Source organism: Nocardiopsis tropica (assembly GCF_042660575.1).
GTDB classification, from domain to species: domain Bacteria; phylum Actinomycetota; class Actinomycetes; order Streptosporangiales; family Streptosporangiaceae; genus Nocardiopsis; species Nocardiopsis tropica.
The window spans coordinates 125,931-143,119 of record NZ_JBHSUF010000012.1; the positions used below are offsets into that span (position 1 = coordinate 125,931).

Below are 17,189 nucleotides of genomic sequence, written 5' to 3' on the forward strand. Positions count from 1 at the left end.
GGGTCGGTACTGGTTGCCCGGGCGTCACGTCCGGGCCCCGCCCGGGACATGCGCCTGCCGCGGGCCCCGTCCCCGCGCGGACCCGCCCGCCGGGCGGGACCGGCCCCCTCCACGGGCCCGCCCCCGTCCGCGCCGCCGGGGACCGGAGGGCACGCGCGGCCGGTCCCGCCGGCCGGGCTCCGCCCCCGCGCCTCGCGTCCGGTGTGCGCCAGGACCGCCCCGACTACTGCTGCTCGTAGCGGCGCAGCTCCTCCGCCAGCGCGTCCAGGAACCGGTCCACCTGAGCCGGGTCGTACCCCGGACGCGCCCGGGTGGTGGCGAACTGGACCCGCTCCACCTCCGCCGCCGTGAGGGTCGCGCGGTCCGGGAGCCCCTGCTGGAGCGCGTCGAGCGTGAACTCGGCGCGGTCCAGGAAGTCGTCGACCTCCTGCTCGTTGTAGCCCGTGGTCAACCGGGTGGTGGCGAACTGCTGCTCACGGATGTCCTCCGGCGTCATCCCGAACCTGTGCGGCGGCCCCGCGGGGCCGGTCCGGCCGGGAGGCGTGTGGCGCCGGCCCTCCGGCGGGTCCTGCCGTTCGGCCGCACCGGCCCGGGAGGCCCCCGGCCGGGGCGGCAGCGGAGGGGTGGTCCGGTCGCCGAACCGGCCGAGGCCGCGTCCGGCGAGGTCGGCGACCACGACGTCGAGGAAGTCGTCGACCTCGTCCTCGCGGTACCCCGGGCTCAGCCTCGTGGTGCGGAACCGTGAGTTGCGCACCTCGTCGGCCGTGATGAGCGGGCCCGTGCGCGGCCCGCCCTCCAGGGCGACGAGCGTCGCCTCGATCCGGTCGAGGAGCGCGTCGACGTCCTCCTCGTTGTAGCCCGGGCGCAGACGCACCGTGTGGAACTTCTTTTCGCGGATGTCCGCCGGTGTCAGAGGCATGGTCCCCATTGTGCAGTTCAGGAGGTTCTCGTGGCGGTCATCCCCGGCCCGCGCGTGATTCCGCGTCCGAGGGCGGATTCGACGAGACTGGCGAGGACCTCCCGTACCCGTCCGCGGCCGTACCCGCACAGGGCCGGGGCCGGCCCTCGGCGCCGATCGGCGCCGGCCGCCGGTCCCCGGGCGGGCCGGGGAAGGGGGCGCCCGCGTGGGGCGCGGCCACCGCGAAGGACGCCCGGCCGAGGACGTCCTCGGCCCGGGCGCGGTGGAAGCCGCGCAGGACCGCGCCGGGGGCCGGGGCCTCCGGCAGGCCCTGCGCGGGGCGGGGGGAGGTCATGCACGCATTATGCCGAGGCGGGACGGCCCCCGCCATACGAACGGGCGGTCTTGGCCGGGTGCGGACGTTCCGGCCGGTCCTCAGCTCCGCATGAGGTAGGCGGCCATCCCCTGGGCGATGGAGTCCGCGGCGCGCTCGCGCCACGCGGGGTCGGACAGGAGTTCGGCGTCCTCGGGGTTGCGCATGTTGCCCGCCTCCAGGAACACCTTGGGCACCGTGGACATGTTCAGCCCGCCCAGGTCGGTGCGCTCGTCCAGGCCCTCGTCGGCGAGGTAGTCGGCGTAGGGGATGTCGCTCCCCTCCAGGTACGCGCGGCGGACGTCCTCGGCGAGCAGCCGGGAGGGCTCCACGATCTCCTCGGTGAAGCCGTCCACCTCGCCGGGCATGATCACGTGGAACCCGCGACCGGACTCGGGCCCGCCGTCGGCGTGGATGGACAGGGCCGCGTCGGCCTCCGCCTCGTTGCCGATCCCGGCGCGCTCGTCGATGCACGGACCGACGCCCTCGTCGTCCTCCCGGGTGAGGAGGACGGTGGCGCCGTCGGCCTCCAGCCGCTCCTTGACCAGGAGGGAGAGCTCCCAGTTGAACTCGTGCTCCGGGTAGCCGTCCCCGGTCTCGGCGCCGACGGTGTCGCAGGCCTTCTCCGCGGGGCCGGCGGGGACGAGCGCGTTGATCTCGTCCGGCGCGGAGGCGTTGCCGCCGTTGTGGCCCGGGTCGATGACGACGACGCGTGTGCCGAGGGGGCCCTCGCCGACGGGGCCGTCGTCGGGCGCGTCGTCCCCGGGTGCGGCGTCGCGGTCGCCGTCGGGGGCGTCGCCGCCGTCCTGCGGCCCGGGGAGGGGAGGCGCCGCCGTGGGGTCGCCGCCGGAGGCCCCTCCGGGCGAGGCCGAGCAGGCGGCGGTGAGGAGGAGGGCGAGGGACGCCAGAGACAGGGCGCGGGTGGCGCGGCTCCGGGGCCCTGGCGGTGCGGAGACGGGCATGCCCACAACCTAGTCGCTCGCGGTACCCGGGGCATACCGACTCATATCCCGACGAAAGGTGTTCGGCAGGGGAGAGGGGCCGGACAAAGGGGATGTGTCGCCCGTCACCGCGGAGGCGCCCGGGGATGTGCCGCGCCTCGCGAAACGCCCTTCACGGGGTACGCCTTTTCTTGTAGGACGCCCGTTCCCGGGCGAGGTTTACACCGTTCGGGAAAAAACCCTGAAGAGAATGAATCCATTGCTCAGAGTGACGCCCTTCTTCATCGTGATCTGTTCGTGATGGGATCTCGGCTGATTCTCCTGTTTCGTCCGATGTAAGGTTCGAGTGAGGAAACGGGAAGTCATTCCGACTCGGTTCCGCCGACCCACCGTTCTGTGGTCGCGACCGCGTTTTCCCCATTTCCGCAGGCAGAGGGCTTCTGTGTGCCCACTGCCATCCCCCATCCGACCCTGGTTCGTGTTCCGCGCCCCCGAAATCCCGCTGTCGGCGGTTGTGCGCGCATCCAGGCCGGTCCGAGAAGTCTCGGACTGTGGTGATCCGAATGAGGATTGACTTGAAGAACACTCGCGTGACCGCGCGCCGCATTCTCCAGGGCGGCGCCGCTTTCGCGGCGCTCGGCGCGCTCGGCGTCGCCACGGCCCTCCCCGCCGCCGCCGACACCCAGACCGTGGGCTGGGCCCACGCCAACGTCGCCGACGGGTACGGCATCGCGGAGACCTACATCACCCCCCAGGGCGAGTCGAACAGCGACTCCAGCGGCTTCTCCGGCGCCCTCGACGAGTACTTCAGCATCGAGGCCTCCACCTCGGCCTCGGTCGACGGCAACGGCGCCACCGCCACCACCACGGTGGCGAGCGCCACCATCCGGCTCACCGCCTCCGACGTCGAGGAGATCATCGCGGACGCGGAGGACGAGGAGGCCGACGACGAGGAGTCGGACGCGGACGACGACCCCTCCGCCACCCCCTCGGAGGAGCCCGAGGAGCCCGGGGACGACGAGTCCACCGCTCCGGGTGAGGGCGAGGGCGACGGGGACGCGGGGACGCCTCCGGCCGAGCCCGCGGACCCGTCCGCGGAAACCCCCGAGGCCCCTGAGGTCCCTGAGACCCCCGCCGCCGACGGCGGCGAGGTGTCAGGCGAGGAGGCCGCGGCCCCGCTCGTCGAGCTGGACGCCGACGACATCGAGCTCTCCTCCGCGGACGACGAGATCGTCCTGTCCGCCACGATCTCCGGCGCGAGCGTCACCACGACCCAGGCGTGGGACGGCTCCGTCTCCCACTCGGTCGTCCCGGGCGCCGTCTCCTACGAGGTGAACGAGCTCGACGCCGTGGTCGGCGACCCGTACCAGGACCAGGGCACCTACACCTCGGACGACGCGGGCTTCGACTGGGACGACGCCTACACCGCGCTGCTCGTGGACATCAGCGTCCCCGGTCAGCCCGAGGTCGGTACCTACGCCCTGGGCGTCACCTACGCCAGCGTCGGCGTGACGGCCGACGACGCGGGCAACGGCGGCGGCGACGGTGACGGCGGCGACGGTGACGGTGACGGAGGCGACGACAAGAACCCGCCGTCCCGCGACGCAGAGGACCAGCCGAAGCCGGAGCCGAAGCCGACCGAGGCCCTGGCCACGACCGGCAGCCCCCTCGCCGGGCTGATCGCGGCCGGCGCCGCGATCGCCGCCGGCGGCGGCGCGGCCGCGTACTTCGCGCGCCGCAGGAAGAGCGCCGCCGACTCCGCCGCCGAGAGCAGCGAGGGCTAGCCGTAGCGGCGGTCGGCACCGGACCGACCGGGCCCCGGGGGACGCGTCCCCCGGGGCCCTTCCGTGTGCCCGGCCCGCTTGCGCCCGGCGCCCGGAAGGGCTGCGGTCCGGGGACCACCGCCCCGGAACTTCCCCGACATCTGTTCCGTTATCTGAGGGTTAATACATATTTGTCGGCCGATAGTCGAACGTAGGACGGTTTCCGTTTTGTGATCCAGCGGTTAGGCTCGCCCTACGGGCGCGCCGCGCGTCGGAGTTCCTTCCCGGGGTGGGAAGGCCCCCCTATCGCCGCCCCGCACCGAGGCCGGACCGGCCCTGACCGCCCCGGCGATCCTGAGGACCGCTCCCGGCGCAGGCCGGCCCGCGCGGCCGGACATCCCCCAGATACAACAGGAGTGTTGTGGTGACTCCCGCCAAGCCGATCGCACGCCGACTCGTCGGCGCAGGCGTCCTGTTCGCCGCGCTCGGCGCCATCGGCCCCGCCTCCGTCCTCACCTCGACCGCCTCCGCCTCGACGACCCCCATGGTCTGGGGCAACGCCCAGGCGTGGGTCGCCGACGGCGACGTCGTCACCGGGTACTCGACCGCCGTCAGCTTCGGCGGCGAGACCGAGGCCAGCGCCGACACCGACGACCTCTTCGGCCCGATGGCGGACTACGTGGAGATCGACGGGGAGAGCCACACGCTCGTCGACGGCGAGGGCGCCCTCGCCGCGGCCACCGTCGACACCGCCACCTTCCGGATGGACGTCGCCGACCTCGCCGCCCACGGGATGGTCGACGTGCCGCCGGACGTGGAGCTGTCCGAGCCCTCCGGCGAGCCGCAGGAGGAGCCGACGGGGGAGGGCACGCCCTTCCAGGACGAGCCCAGCCCCGGGGCCACGGGCGGGGAGGGGGAGCCGGGTGCGGCCGAGGAGGAGGGCGGACGGCTCCCGGAGCCCGAGAAGAGCCCGCAGACGCCCGGTGAGGGGCACAGGGAGACACCGGAGCAGTCCCCGAGCGAGGAGGACGAGCTGCTCGTCCTGGACGAGACCAACTCCGGCACCGTCGCCGCCGACGGCAACGCCGTGGAGTTCACCCTCGCCGACGCGGCCAGCTCGGCGAGCGCCGGATACGGGGGAGTGACCGAGGCGACCTTCGAGCACGGCCGCCTGACCGCGTTCGGCGTCCCGGTGGGCCCCGTGGGCGCGGACGGGGTCGTCGTGGAGGACGTCATCGAACTCTTCGACGAGAGCGGCGACGTGGCCCTGGAGGTCCCTGTCAGCGTGCGCTTCGTGGTCAACGAGGCGACCTTCGAGGACGAGGACGCCGAGTGGGACGGCAAGGGCATCCGCAGCTGGATGACCGTGTGGGTCCAGGTGGGGGCCCCCGAGGAGGAGAAGGAGTTCGCCGTGGACTTCGCGGACTCGTGGGCGCTCGGCTCCACCTACGCCGCGAGCGCGCCGCCCGTGCCCGGGGACAAGGGCGAGGCCGCCGAGGAGGAGGCCGCGAGGCCGGACAACCGCCTGGCGACCACGGGCGGGTCCCTGGCCGGGCTGATCACGGCCGCCGTGGTGGCGGTGGGCGGCGGCGCCGCCGCGACCTTCCTCGCACGCAAGCGCACGACCGCCATGGACGACCGGATCGGGGACTGACCGCCGCCGTCCGCGTCCGGCCCCGCTCCCCGGGGAGCGGGGCCGGACGCGTGTCGGGCGGCCCTCCCGGCCACAGCCTCCGCGCAACGAATCCATAACTCCCGCGTGCCCGGCCCCACCTGGGGCGGAGTCCGCCCCACGCCTGCCCCTCGGACAGGCCCTGGAGCGCTCGGGGACCGCATGGACGCACGTCCGTCCCGCAGGGTCCGCGTTCGACGGGCTGTGGCTCCGGGGACCCTCCGAACGCGCCGGGAGCGCCGTCCGCGCCCCGCCCCGGAGGCGGTCCGGTACCCGATGCGCGGGGCCCACAGCGCCTGCTCCTGCACCGCCGGGTCCGTCCACAGCCTGTGGACAACTCCTGTTCCCGCGCCGGAGGGGCGGGGCGGGCGTGCGCGGAGAGTGACGGTCCACGGGCGGCCCTCCCTCCCGTCCCGGAGGAGGGCGGGGCGAGGGCGCGGCGGGCCGGGGGAACGCGGCGGGGCGGGCCCCCTTCTCGGGAGACCCGCCCTCGATTCGTGTCAGCCTTTGTCAGCAGCCGGAGTGAGTCCGGCCGTTCCCCCCGGAATCGGCACAGACCGGGGAGATCACTCCGTACGCTGGCTGGGGATTCCGGCCAGCAGAGCGCGGACCTCAGTCTCGCGGTAGCGGCGGTGTCCGCCCAAGGTGCGGATCGAGGTCAGCTTGCCCGCCTTGGCCCAGCGTGTCACGGTCTTGGGGTCCACGCGGAACATGGTGGCAACCTCGGCGGGGGTCAACAGGGGCTCCGCCTCGGGCGTGCGAGTTGACATGTGTACGGCCTCTCCTCCTGGATCTGTGTGCCGATCCTTGAGCCTTAATCCTGGCACTTGGCCCGGATGTCCAATATTTGCACTACGTCTATATTGGCATCACCCGAGGTGATTGTGCGACCACTCCAAGCAACTTTGCACGTGGGAGGCCAAAGAAAGCCGCCCGTGGCCGCGTCACGCTAAGTGATTCTAGCGACACGTTTAGTGGCATGTGGCGTATTCGGTCAAAACTTCGTTCTCCGGCCTCGTTTTTCTCTATCCGGAGTTCCCGAAGTGCTACGGAAGCCTGACCGAAACCCGCTCTCCGAGCTCGTGCTCGGGTGGTGCGGTCCCCGGCCGGTCTCCGTGCGGAGGGAAGTGGTGTGCGTCGGTGGAGGCGGGTCCCGCGGGGGCCGGCCGACGGGTCGGGCCGCGTGGATTCCCGGCGTGGCAAGGGTTTTCTGATTACTGAGAGTGCACTCAGTGATCGACTGGCTACAGTCTATGCCGATCCCTATCGGGCGTTATGCCCAGTTTCACCATGCTTGATGTCGTGCGCGGGCGACGCCGGATCTCACACCGTTTTCACGTGCGAAAAAGCTTGTGGGGGGAGTGAGAAACCTGGTGTACCAGGTTGGCGTCCGGCGTGGCGCACCTGTGTTCGGCGCCTCGGATGACGACAGTGCGCCCCCGGGTGTCCACGAAAGTGTGCACAACACATGACCCTCAGTTGGCGTGCTGGAGGGCGCGCACCGACTTCCAGCGCCGCGTGATCCGCTCCCTCAGCTCCAGCACGCGCTCGGCGTCCCCCTTGGCCAGGGCCTCCACCGCCCCCGCGACCTCGGCGACCGACCGGTCCTCGCCCAGGTGGTCGTCGCTGAGCAGGTGGGGCAGGCCGCCGTAGTCCAGCTCCAGCAGCGAGTCGGGGTGGGCGGTCAGGGACAGCCAGTCCACCAGCTGCTCGGTGGAGGCCGACACGGCGTGCTCGCCGATGTACTCCCGCAGCACCGCCGCGGTGTGCTCCAGCCGCCGTTTCGCCAGCGCCGTCCGCGTCAGGTACAGGAGCGTCCGGGTGGAGTTCGCCGACAGGACCAGGCACCGCTCCCGCTCCTCGAACGGGACGAACCACGGGACCGGGATGGTCCAGTTGCTCGACAGGATGCCCGGCCGCACCGTCCCGCCGGAGTCGCGCCACTCCCGGTACCCGTCCTCCGCCCGCTCGGCCTCCGGCCCGGGCACGAACGCCTCGCTCAGGGCCACCGGCGTCGCGGCGCTGAACTCGGCGAAGGCCCGCCACGACCGCAGCCGGGTCTGCCACGGGCAGACGTACAGGCGCTCGTCCACCCGGCGGAGGTAGGCGTCACGGCTCTCCTCCTCGGGCGCCACCACCGGAGGCGTGGTGATGAGGCGGTTCAGGCTCTCGGTGTGCTCCGCCGCGAGCGCGTTGACCCGCCGGGGCCTGCCGGGCGAGGTCGCGTAGGCCTCCCAGTACCTGCGGTCGCGCGGAGGGAAGGACTCGATCGGCTGGTAGACGCGGAGGTAGGCGGTGTAGGGCAGCACGATCGAATCGTGGCACATATCGTTGCGTGTGGCACTCACCTCCGGAACGCCCTTCCGGCCCGCGATCCGTGCGCGCACCACATCCGTCACACCCGGGTGGCGTAGGCACGACGGGGGCCGACCAGGTACGGTTGTGTGTGTACGTAAGCTGACGCCTGTCGTCAGTCGCGTTTGACGGCCGTCAGCCCGATAGTGCGGGTTAGTAAGTGATCTCGGGTTCGTCGGAACCCAATCGTTGAGGGGGTCGAGCCAATGGGGCGCGGCCGAGCCAAGGCCAAGCAGCAGAAGGTCGCCCGGAAGCTCAAGTACAGCTCCGGTGGGACCGACCTTGATCGGCTGCGGTCGGAGCTGGGTGTCGCTGAGGACGAGGGGTCTCCCTCCGGGCCGTTGGGTCCGGACGAGTCCCACACGGATTCTCAGGACGATCTGGTCGACCGTTACGCGGATCTTGCCGACAAGTACTCGGACTCCGACAAGTAGCACGGAGTGGGCCGAGACTTCTGGTCGCTCGGGACGACAACCGCTGACCTGTAGCGGTTACGGCTTGCCCGCGGGGAAGCCGTCGCGGACAGGTGGATATAGCCGGTGCGAACCACTCTGGTGGTTCGCACCGGCTATGTTCGCGTCCGTTTCTCACGCGTCCCGGTACTCGCCGGTCAGGGCGCAACGCCCGGAACCGGCCGTCACCGTGCCCAGCCTCCAGGCCGGGACGCCCCGGTCCGCGAGGACCTCCAGCGCGCGTGCGGCGTCCTCCGCCGCGACGATCGCCACCATGCCCACGCCCATGTTGAACGTGGCCTCCATGTCCTCGCGGCCCACGCCGCCCTTGTCGGCGAGGTAGCCGAACACGGGGGCGGGCGCCCAGGTGGAGCGGTCCAGCTCGGCGTCCAGGTGGCCGGGCAGGGACCGGGACAGGTTCGCCGCCAGGCCGCCGCCGGTGATGTGCGAGTAGGCGTGCACCTCGACCTCGCCCGTCAGCGCGACGCAGTCCTTGGCGTAGACCCGGGTCGGGGTGAGCAGGACCTCGCCCAGGACCCCGTCCAGCTCCGGCACGTGTGCGAACAGGTCCAGGTCCGCCCGGTCGACGATGTGCCTGACCAGGGAGTAGCCGTTGGAGTGGGGGCCGGAGGAGGCCATCGCGATCACCGCGTCGCCCTCGCGGACCCGCTCCTGGCCCAGGATCGCGTCGCCCTCGACCACGCCCGTGCCCGCGCCGGCCAGGTCGTACTCGCCGGGCTCCATCGCGCCCGGGTGCTCGGCGGTCTCCCCGCCGATCAGCGAGCAGCCCGCCTGGTGGCAGCCCTCGGCGATGCCGCCGACGATCTCGGCGATGCGCTCGGGGACCACGGAGCCGCAGGCCACGTAGTCGGTCATGAACAGCGGCTCCGCGCCGCTCACCACGAGGTCGTCGACGACCATGCCGACCAGGTCGATGCCGATCGTGTCGTGCTTGTCCATCTGCTGGGCCAGCATGACCTTGGTGCCCACGCCGTCGGTGGAGGTCGCCAGGACCGGGTCCTTGTACTTGCCGACGTCCAGGCGGAACAGGCCCGCGAAGCCGCTGGCGTCGGTGACCTGCTCCGGCCGGCGGGTGCGCGCCACGTGGCGCTTCATCAGGTCGACGGCGCGCTCACCGGCGGCGATGTCGACGCCCGCGGCCGCGTACGCGCCCGTCGCCCCTGTGCTGTCGGCTGCCACGCGAGATCTCCTCGTGCTGTGTTGCGGTGGTTGGGCCGCCCCGCGGCCCGTCTGCGGGCACGGCGGAGCGAACGCGCGGCGGGCCCGACCGGCCCGCCGCGCGGTGGTTACTTGTCGCTGGTCGCCAGCGTCGAGCCCTCCGGGGTCCCGCAGGACTTCTCCAGCAGGAACTTGCCCCTGGAGTCGGCGTCGACCTCGATGGGGTACACGCCGTCGAAGCAGGCCCGGCACAGCTCGTTCTTCGGCACCTCGGAGGCCGCGATGAGCTCGTCGAGGCTCACGTAGGCCAGGGAGTCGGCGTTCACCGACGCGGCGATCTCGTCCACGCCCAGGTTCGCGGCGATGAGCTCGGCGCGGGTGGCGAAGTCGATGCCGTAGTAGCAGGGCCACAGCACGGGCGGGCTGGAGATGCGCACGTGCACCTCCGCGGCGCCCGCGTCGCGCAGCATCCTGACCAGGGCGCGCTGGGTGTTGCCGCGCACGATGGAGTCGTCCACGACCACCAGGCGGCGGCCCTGGATGACCTCGCGCAGCGGGTTCAGCTTGAGCCGGATGCCCAGCTGGCGCAGGGTCTGGCTGGGCTGGATGAAGGTGCGGCCCACGTAGGAGTTCTTGACCAGGCCCTGGGCGAAGGGGATGCCGCTGGCCTCCGCGTAGCCCACGGCGGCGGGCGTGCCCGACTCCGGCACCGGGATGACCAGGTCGGCGTCCACGGGGTGCTGCCTGGCGAGGCGGCGGCCCACCTCGACGCGCGTGGAGTTGACGTTGCGCCCGGCGATGGTGGTGTCCGGGCGGGCCAGGTAGACGTACTCGAACAGGCAGCCCTTGCGGCGGGCGGGGGCGAAGCGGCGCGAGCGCACCCCGCGCTCGTCGATGGTGAGGAGCTCGCCGGGCTCGATCTCGCGGACGACGGTGGCGCCCACGATGTCCAGCGCGGCCGTCTCACTGGCGACGACCCAGCCGCCCGCGCCCGAGGTCTCGCCGAGGCGGCCCAGCACGAACGGGCGGATGCCCTGCGGATCGCGTGCCGCGTACAGGGTGTTCTCGTCCATGAACACCAGGGAGAAAGCGCCCTTGACCTTCGGAAGCAGCTCGAGGGCGGCGTCCTCCACGGAACTCCCGCGCTTGGCCTGGTCGGCCAGCAGGTTCGTCAGGACCTCGGTGTCGGTGGTCGCGCCGCGGCGGGTGTCCGGCAGCATCGCGGCCAGTTCCGGGGTGTTGATGAGGTTGCCGTTGTGGCCGAGCGCGAGACCCCCCTCGCGTGCGGTGTAGAAGGTCGGCTGTGCGTTCTCCCACACCGGCGACCCGGTCGTGGAGTAGCGGCAGTGGCCGATCGCGAGGTGGCCTCGCAGGGAGTCCAGGGTCGCCTCGTTGAAGACCTGGGAGACGAGCCCCATGTCCTTGTAGACGACGATCCGTTCCCCGTCGCTCAGTGCGATGCCCGCGGATTCCTGGCCGCGGTGTTGCAGAGCGTAGAGACCGAAATAGGTGAGCTTGCTGACTTCTTCGCCGGGTGCCCAGACCCCAAATACGCCGCAGGCGTCCTGCGGGCCGCGTTCGAGCGGATCGAGGTCCATGGAGAGCCGGCCGTCGGAGTACGACACACCCACAGCTTAGTGCCTGCCTGTCAGCACGGCACCACCCGGGGAGGGGCCGGCCAGAGGGGCAGGTGTCCGGACAGGTCGGAGCGGGCGCCGCTCGCCTGCACCCGGTGCTCGGAAACCCCCTGCTCCCAGGAGGTGTGGCCGGTCGCCATGCGCAGCCAGGTGAGCGGGTCGGTCTCCACGACCCCGGGCGGGGTGCCGCGGGTGTGACGGGGCCCCTCGATCACCTGTACGGCGCCGTGCGGGGGCACGCGCACCTCCAGGCTGCGTCCCGGCGCCCGGTCGGCCAGCACCGCGAGCGTGCCCCTCACGGCGGCCTTGACGGCGCCCCTCAGGGGCTCCTCCGCGCGCAGCACCGCCCGCGCGCACGCGGCGACGGCGGCCTCGTCGTCGCCCTCGAAGGGGGCCTCCCCCAGGGCCGAGAGCTGTTCGTCCAGGGACTCGCGGAGGCGCCTGGCGGCGCTCGCGCTCAGAGCGGATGGCATGGACAGAAGCCTAGAGGGGCCCGTGCGGCGCGGATCCGGGGTCATCGCAAGTGTGAACCGACGGGGTACTTGTCATAGCGGCGGAATGGCCCGAAGGTGGACATCACAGAACGCCGGTGGAGCTGTCCACCGGTCTCCGCTCGATTGGGTGATTCCTGTCTCAGCGCTCCGCTGGCCAGCGGGAGCGGGACACGGTAGCGTCCCGAACCGTCCCGGTGTCGCCGAGATTGGGAGGATTGCGATGGAACCCGCGCCCCAAGCAGTTCCACGCGTCGGCTTCAGGAGATGAACGCGGGGTGACCGGGCCCGCACCCGCCCGCCCTCCCCGCTCCCGGGCCCCTGCCGCGCCGCGCACCCGCGCTGGACCAGCTGCCCGGCGCGCTTAACATCCACGAAGGAACACCACCGCACCATCGGGAGAACGACGTGCGCCTGAGCTTGCGCCCGCGTGATGACAGCTACTACGAGATGTTCACCGATTCGGCCAACAACCTGGTCATCGGTGCGCGCCTGTTGGTGGAGCTGATGAGTGACGGCGCCGACCGGGAGGCCATCACCGAGAAGATGCGCGCCTGCGAACACGCGGGCGACGACGCCACCCACGCGATCATGCGCCGCCTGAACAAGAGCACGGCGACGCCCATCCACCGGGAGGACATCTACCGGCTGGCCTCGAACCTGGACGACGTCATGGACTCCATGGACGCCGCCGTCGACCTCATCGGCCTCTACGGCCTGGAACGGCTTCCGAAGGGGATCATCGACCAGATCGAGGTGCTCGAACGCGCCGCCGAGCTGACGGCCGAGGCGATGCCGCGGCTCCGCTCCCTGGAGGACCTGACCCGGTACTGGATCGAGATCAACCAGCTGGAGAACCAGGCCGACCGCATCTACCGCAAGCTCCTCGCCCACCTGTTCAGCGGGGAGTACGACGCCCTGACGGTGCTCAAGCTCAAGGACGTCATCGAGGAGCTGGAGACCGCCGCCGACGCCTTCGAGCACGTCGCGAACACGGTGGAGACCATCGTCGTCAAGAACAGCTGACCCGGCCCCCGCGCCCGAGATCCCTTCCCCCGTCCCCCGTCCCCCTTCCTGCCGTCACCGGGGCTCCCGCGTACGCGCCCTCCCCCCTTCCTCCCTCCCGCCGCACACCTTCCGGACCCCGTCAGGCTCCCCCGGGCGGTCCGGGGAGGGGGCGGGGACGGCGCATGCTCTCCCTCCCGTTCCGCACGGCCCCCGACCCCCGGTGCGGGGCCCGCACGCCTACCCCGGGGCCTGCCGGCGCGGGAGCCGCTCCGCCGGGCCTCCCGCCCCCTCGGGACGGCCGTCCGCCTCCCGGGGGCCCGGGGCGTCGAGCGAGCGGAACGCCGGCGCGAGGAGGGCGGCGATCGCGGTGGCGCCCGCGAGCGCGGCGACCACCGCTCCCGCGACGGGCAGGCCTGCGGCGGTGGCGACGGCCGCGAGCGGGGCGCTGGTGAGGGCGGGGGCGGAGAGCATGACGGTGTTCTGGGCCCCGAGCACCCGGCCGCGCATCGCGTCGGGGGTGGCCTCGACGGTCAGGACGCCGAGCACGGCCGAGGCCGGGGCGTAGGTGAGTCCGGCCAGGGCGGCGGCGCCCAGCACCAGCCACGGGGAGGCCATGCTGCCCACCGCGCCGAACCCGACCAGCGTGCCGAGCATGCCGACGACGAACCAGCTGCGGCGGCGGACCCTCCCGGCGGTGGCCGCGTAGAGGGCGGATCCGGCGATGCTCCCGGCGGCGATCGCGCTCAGCGTCAGCCCGGTCAGCTCGGGAAGGCCCTCACCGGTGAAGTAGGCGGGCATGAGGGTGGTCTGGAGGGAGCTCAGCACGGCGACGAGCATCGCGGTGACCAGGGTGGCGCCGAGGACGAGGCGGCTGCGGCCCAGGAACCTCCACCCGTCCAGCAGGTCGGCCCCTGCCCGGCGCACCGCGCCGCCGGCGGCGGACGGGTCGCGTCGCCGCTCCGGGACGGCTCCGGCCCGGGGATCGAGCACGAGCGTCGTCGCGGCGGCGAGCAGGCTCGTCGCGGCGGTCGCGAGAAGGAGCGCGGGGGTCAGCCCGAGCAGGCCGACGAGGAGTCCGCCCAGGCCGGGGCCGGCCAGCAGCAGGACGTTGCCCACCGTCTCGCGGGTGGCGATCAGCCGGTCGAGCCGGCGCGGCCCGGCGGGGCCGAGCGCGGCGAGGGCGGGCAGCAGCGTCTCCTGGGCGGTCATCCCCGGCGCCCGGACCACCGCTCCGACGACTCCCAGCGCCAGGAACCAGGCCATGTCCAGGCCCCGGAGGGCGTCGACGACCGGCAGCGCCGCCACCGTCAGCGCGGCGAGCAGGTCGGAGGCGACCGATACCCTGCGGCGGTCGACCCGGTCGACGAGCAGCCCGGCGACGAGCCCGGTCACGGCAGAGGCCGCCGTCGCCGCGGTCGCGAGCACGCCCGCGGCCAGGACGTCGCCGGTGCGGTCGAGGACGAGCAGCGGCATCACGACAGCGGCGATGCCCTTGCCCAGCAGGGACAGCGCGTACGAGGCGAAGTAGACCGCGGAGCTGCGGCGCACGGCCGCCTCACCCCCCACCGGTGGTCGCCACGTGCCTCGGCGGTCGCCGGGGACCGGGGTCCGGCGACCGGCCGGGCACGCTCCCGGTGCGCTCCGGCGACGGGGGGAGGCCCTCCGTCGCGGTCAGGGCGGGCGGTGCCATGAGAGGCCCCTCTCGTTCGTGTCCGGTGACGCGGGTCCGGACACCACGAGACCCCGTGCCCTCACGGCACACTCAAGGGCCGGCGGCTGTGAGGCACGACACGCGGCCGGGGCGGGGGCGGGCGACGGGCACGCCCTCCCCGCCCGTCGCGGGGCCGGCGGGAGGGCCGTGCCCCCGCCCGCCCGGGGAGCCGTTCACGCCTCCCTGTAGAGGACCAGGTGCTCGTGGTGGAGCACGCCGTCCCGGATGTCGCCGGTGGCGGTGAAGCCCGTGTCGTCCACGTAGTCGATGTGGTTCCCGGTCACCGTGTAGCGGCCGGTGTACGCACTGCGCCTCGTGCCGCGCGCCTCGTCGTACCGCCCGTCGGGGCGGAGCTCCTGCCGGATGTGGCCGTCCGCGGTCGTCCACATGCCCACCACGTCCGGCCGCCGCTCCCCGTTCGTTCCCGCTGTGCTCTCCGTGTTCGTCGCCACTGTCCCGTGCCTCCTCGGTGATCGGTTCCCCCGGAGTCTGGGGCGCCGGGACCGGACCGGCCAGGACGCCCCGTGCCAGGGAGTGGCACACCCAGGCAGCCCGCCGGACTCCGGCGTAGCCTGGGCGCATGAGCGGCAACGACCTCGGAGACCTCCTACGCGCGCACAGGGCCCGGATCCGTCCGGAGGACGCCGGAGTGCCCACCTACGGACCCCGCAGGGTCGCGGGCCTGCGCCGAGAGGAGGTGGCGGTCCTGGCAGGCATGAGCAGCGACTACTACGCCCGACTGGAGCAGGGGAGGGAGCGCAACCCGTCGGCGCAGGTGCTCGAGGCCGTCAGCGCGGTCCTGAGGCTCGACGACGACACCCGGGAGCACCTGTACCGCCTGGCGGGCGCGGTGCCCGAGGACGCGCGCCGCCGCGACGCGGTGGAGACGGTCGCCCCGGAGCTGCGCCAGCTCCTCGACGGGTACCCCAGCACCCCGGCGTTCGTGCTCAACCCCGCCCTGGACATCCTGGCCGCCAACGCGCTGGCCGGGGCGCTGTTCTCGCCGTTCGCGAGGGCGGACAACCTGGCCCGCATGGTCTTCCTCGATCCGGCCGCACGCTCCTTCTACGCGAGGTGGGAGCGGGCGGCGCGCATGACGGCGGCGAGCCTGCGCCACGCGGCGGGGCTGGACCCGCACCACCCCGGGCTCGTCTCGCTGGTCGCGGAGCTGACCGGCGGTAGCGCGGACTTCGCCGACCTCTGGCGGTCCCACACCGTGCGCGGCAAGACCGGCGAGGCCAAGGAGTTCGTCCACCCGGACGTCGGGGCGCTCTCGCTGGTCTACCAGTCCTTCGACGTGCGCGGGGCCCGGGGCCAGCAGCTCGTGATCTACCACGCCGAGCCCGGGAGCAGGAGCGCGCAGGCGCTGGCGCTGCTGGGCACGAGCGACGCGACGCGGCGGGCCGAGGTGTGAGGGGGCGCGGGACGTCTCCGCCGCGTCCTACAGCCCGGTGATCGCCCGGGCGGGGGAGGTGCGCCGGGACAGCACCTCGACGAGGTGGTCGAAGAACCCTTCGGCGTCGATCTCCTCGATCACCGTCGCGTTGGGCTCCAGTCCGTGCACGCCCCAGGACATGGCCGAGTAGCCGCGGGTCAGCTCCCCGGCGGTCTCCACGTCCACGTGGTAGCGCCCGGCGCGGCGCACCAGCTCCGGGCGGAGCAGGACGGCGGCGGTCAGCGAGTCGGGGTGGGTGGTGCCGTCGATCCCCACCCTGCGGTCGAACTCCAGCGTGGCGGAGCAGACCCGGCCGAAGAAGTCGGCCAGCGGAGTGCCGATCGCGGCGAGGGCGTCCAGCCGCTCCTGGCCGAACACGGCCTGGCGGAGGGTCAGCGGGTCCCACGGGACCACGGTGACGTCGAAGCCCGCCCCGAAGACGGCCTTGGCTGCCTCGGGGTCCACGTAGAAGTTGAACTCGGCGGCGGCCGTGATGTTGCCGCGCCCGTTGTTGGACCCGCCCATGACGTACAGGGCGCGCACGTTGCGGACGAAGCCGGGGTCCTTGGCGACGGCCATCGCGATGTTGGTCAGCGGACCGATCGCCACCACGGACAGCTCGCCGGGGTTCTCGGCGGCCAGCCGGACGAGGGCGTCCACCGCGTGCTCGGACTCCGGCTCCAGTCCCGCCTGGTCCATCGACAGCCCGCCCGAACCGTCGCCGTGGACGTTCTCCGCGCTCACCCACGGGCGGGTCAGCGGGCGGCGGCAGCCCAGGTACACGGGCACCTCGCCCAGGCGCCCGGCCACGTTGAGGGTGAGGAAGGCGTTGCGCACCTGCTGGTCGAAGCCGACGTTCCCCGCGACCATGGTGACGGCGCGCAGGTCCGCCCCGGGGTCCAGCAGCCCGACGAGGAGCGCGACGCAGTCGTCCTGCGCTGTGTCGGTGTCGATCACCAGGGGTGTGGCCACGCCTTCTTCTCCTTCGGGTCCCCCGCGGGGGATGCACAGGGGGTCGGTCGGTTGCAGGCGCCGACCCCGACCAGGGCCCTTCGGCCGGAGCGCCCCACCATCGCTGGGCGCTCGTTCTGGGTGGCGCGGGTTCTCTTTGACCGGAGCGCCCCACCATCGCTGGGCGTCCGTTTGGACCGGGCTGGCTTTCTTTCTAGCCGAAACGCCCCACCATCGCTGGGCGTCCGTTTGGACCGGGCTGGCTTTCTTTCTAGCCGAAACGCCCCACCATCGCTGGGCGTCCGTTTGGACCGGGCTGGCTT

Annotated in this window: 16 protein-coding genes; 5 read left to right on the plus strand and 11 right to left on the minus strand. The window is 72.8% G+C overall.

The features are described 5' to 3' along the window. Positions 1-223: 223 nt before the first annotated feature. The 3 genes from ACFQBR_RS20240 to ACFQBR_RS20250 form a co-directional block, all read right to left on the minus strand. Entirely contained in the window at positions 224-928 is a 705-nt protein-coding gene (locus tag ACFQBR_RS20240; RefSeq protein ID WP_267947737.1) for a DivIVA domain-containing protein, read from the minus strand. 28 nt (positions 929-956) lie between these two features. After that, the gene (locus tag ACFQBR_RS20245; protein WP_344176649.1) at positions 957-1,253 is read right to left on the minus strand and encodes a hypothetical protein; all 297 of its coding nucleotides are present in this window, start codon (positions 1,251-1,253) and stop codon (positions 957-959) included. Positions 1,254-1,333: 80 nt separating this feature from the next. Then, positions 1,334-2,233: an N-acetylmuramoyl-L-alanine amidase gene (locus ACFQBR_RS20250; protein WP_344176648.1), complete on the minus strand. Its 900-nt coding sequence runs from the start codon at positions 2,231-2,233 to the stop codon at positions 1,334-1,336. A 554-nt stretch (positions 2,234-2,787) separates the two neighbouring features. On the opposite strand from ACFQBR_RS20250, the gene ACFQBR_RS20255 reads away from it, so the two are divergent. Continuing rightward, positions 2,788-3,996, plus strand: coding sequence for a cell wall protein (locus ACFQBR_RS20255; RefSeq protein WP_344176647.1), 1,209 nt, complete (start codon positions 2,788-2,790; stop codon positions 3,994-3,996). Between the two features lie 403 nt (positions 3,997-4,399). After that, positions 4,400-5,629 carry a hypothetical protein gene (locus tag ACFQBR_RS20260; protein ID WP_344176645.1) on the plus strand — a complete coding sequence of 410 codons (1,230 nt, stop codon included), beginning with the start codon at positions 4,400-4,402 and terminating at the stop codon, positions 5,627-5,629. Positions 5,630-6,213: 584 nt separating this feature from the next. On the opposite strand, the gene bldC is transcribed toward ACFQBR_RS20260, so the two are convergent. Together bldC and ACFQBR_RS20270 are read right to left on the minus strand one after the other, a co-directional pair. Then, the gene (gene bldC / locus ACFQBR_RS20265) at positions 6,214-6,417 is read right to left on the minus strand and encodes a developmental transcriptional regulator BldC (protein WP_013155387.1); all 204 of its coding nucleotides are present in this window, start codon (positions 6,415-6,417) and stop codon (positions 6,214-6,216) included. 705 nt (positions 6,418-7,122) lie between these two features. Next, positions 7,123-7,956 carry a DUF8083 family protein gene (locus ACFQBR_RS20270; protein ID WP_267947743.1) on the minus strand — a complete coding sequence of 278 codons (834 nt, stop codon included), beginning with the start codon at positions 7,954-7,956 and terminating at the stop codon, positions 7,123-7,125. Positions 7,957-8,208: 252 nt separating this feature from the next. On the opposite strand from ACFQBR_RS20270, the gene ACFQBR_RS20275 reads away from it, so the two are divergent. After that, positions 8,209-8,436 (plus strand): DUF3073 domain-containing protein, encoded by a 228-nt coding sequence (locus tag ACFQBR_RS20275; protein ID WP_267947744.1) that lies wholly within the window; start codon positions 8,209-8,211, stop codon positions 8,434-8,436. Positions 8,437-8,589: 153 nt separating this feature from the next. On the opposite strand, the gene purM is transcribed toward ACFQBR_RS20275, so the two are convergent. The 3 genes from purM to ACFQBR_RS20290 all read right to left on the minus strand — a co-directional run bounded on the left by purM (position 8,590) and on the right by ACFQBR_RS20290 (position 11,743). Next, positions 8,590-9,654: a phosphoribosylformylglycinamidine cyclo-ligase gene (purM, locus tag ACFQBR_RS20280; RefSeq protein WP_267947745.1), complete on the minus strand. Its 1,065-nt coding sequence runs from the start codon at positions 9,652-9,654 to the stop codon at positions 8,590-8,592. A gap of 107 nt (positions 9,655-9,761) precedes the next feature. Then, complete coding sequence (gene purF, locus ACFQBR_RS20285) at positions 9,762-11,258, minus strand: amidophosphoribosyltransferase (RefSeq protein ID WP_267947746.1); 1,497 nt, start codon at positions 11,256-11,258, stop codon at positions 9,762-9,764. A gap of 23 nt (positions 11,259-11,281) precedes the next feature. Then, positions 11,282-11,743: a sterol carrier family protein gene (locus ACFQBR_RS20290; RefSeq protein WP_267947747.1), complete on the minus strand. Its 462-nt coding sequence runs from the start codon at positions 11,741-11,743 to the stop codon at positions 11,282-11,284. A gap of 426 nt (positions 11,744-12,169) precedes the next feature. On the opposite strand from ACFQBR_RS20290, the gene ACFQBR_RS20295 reads away from it, so the two are divergent. Continuing rightward, a complete protein-coding gene (locus ACFQBR_RS20295) occupies positions 12,170-12,787 on the plus strand; it encodes a DUF47 domain-containing protein (RefSeq protein ID WP_267947748.1) in 618 nt (205 codons plus the stop codon). A gap of 219 nt (positions 12,788-13,006) precedes the next feature. On the opposite strand, the gene ACFQBR_RS20300 is transcribed toward ACFQBR_RS20295, so the two are convergent. Together ACFQBR_RS20300 and ACFQBR_RS20305 are read right to left on the minus strand one after the other, a co-directional pair. Next, positions 13,007-14,317 (minus strand): MFS transporter, encoded by a 1,311-nt coding sequence (locus ACFQBR_RS20300; protein ID WP_344176642.1) that lies wholly within the window; start codon positions 14,315-14,317, stop codon positions 13,007-13,009. Between the two features lie 336 nt (positions 14,318-14,653). Beyond that, positions 14,654-14,932, minus strand: coding sequence for an Atu4866 domain-containing protein (locus ACFQBR_RS20305; protein WP_344176640.1), 279 nt, complete (start codon positions 14,930-14,932; stop codon positions 14,654-14,656). A 128-nt stretch (positions 14,933-15,060) separates the two neighbouring features. Between ACFQBR_RS20305 and ACFQBR_RS20310 the strand changes: the two genes are divergently transcribed. Further along, on the plus strand, positions 15,061-15,894 hold the full coding sequence (locus ACFQBR_RS20310) for a helix-turn-helix transcriptional regulator (protein ID WP_344176638.1): 834 nt from the start codon (positions 15,061-15,063) through the stop codon (positions 15,892-15,894). Between the two features lie 27 nt (positions 15,895-15,921). On the opposite strand, the gene ACFQBR_RS20315 is transcribed toward ACFQBR_RS20310, so the two are convergent. After that, complete coding sequence (locus ACFQBR_RS20315) at positions 15,922-16,887, minus strand: nucleoside hydrolase (RefSeq protein ID WP_267947752.1); 966 nt, start codon at positions 16,885-16,887, stop codon at positions 15,922-15,924. Between the last annotated feature and the right edge of the window lie 302 nt (positions 16,888-17,189).

Excerpts from the sequence above, each read along its gene's own strand:
- ACFQBR_RS20240 (WP_267947737.1), bottom strand. The coding sequence starts at position 928 with ATGGGGACCATGCCTCTGACACCGGCGGACATCCGCGAAAAGAAGTTC.
- ACFQBR_RS20245 (WP_344176649.1), bottom strand. The coding sequence starts at position 1,253 with ATGACCTCCCCCCGCCCCGCGCAGGGCCTGCCGGAGGCCCCGGCCCCC.
- ACFQBR_RS20250 (WP_344176648.1), bottom strand. The coding sequence starts at position 2,233 with ATGCCCGTCTCCGCACCGCCAGGGCCCCGGAGCCGCGCCACCCGCGCC.
- bldC (WP_013155387.1), bottom strand. The coding sequence starts at position 6,417 with ATGTCAACTCGCACGCCCGAGGCGGAGCCCCTGTTGACCCCCGCCGAG.
- ACFQBR_RS20275 (WP_267947744.1), top strand. The coding sequence starts at position 8,209 with ATGGGGCGCGGCCGAGCCAAGGCCAAGCAGCAGAAGGTCGCCCGGAAG.
- ACFQBR_RS20290 (WP_267947747.1), bottom strand. The coding sequence starts at position 11,743 with ATGCCATCCGCTCTGAGCGCGAGCGCCGCCAGGCGCCTCCGCGAGTCC.
- ACFQBR_RS20310 (WP_344176638.1), top strand. The coding sequence starts at position 15,061 with ATGAGCGGCAACGACCTCGGAGACCTCCTACGCGCGCACAGGGCCCGG.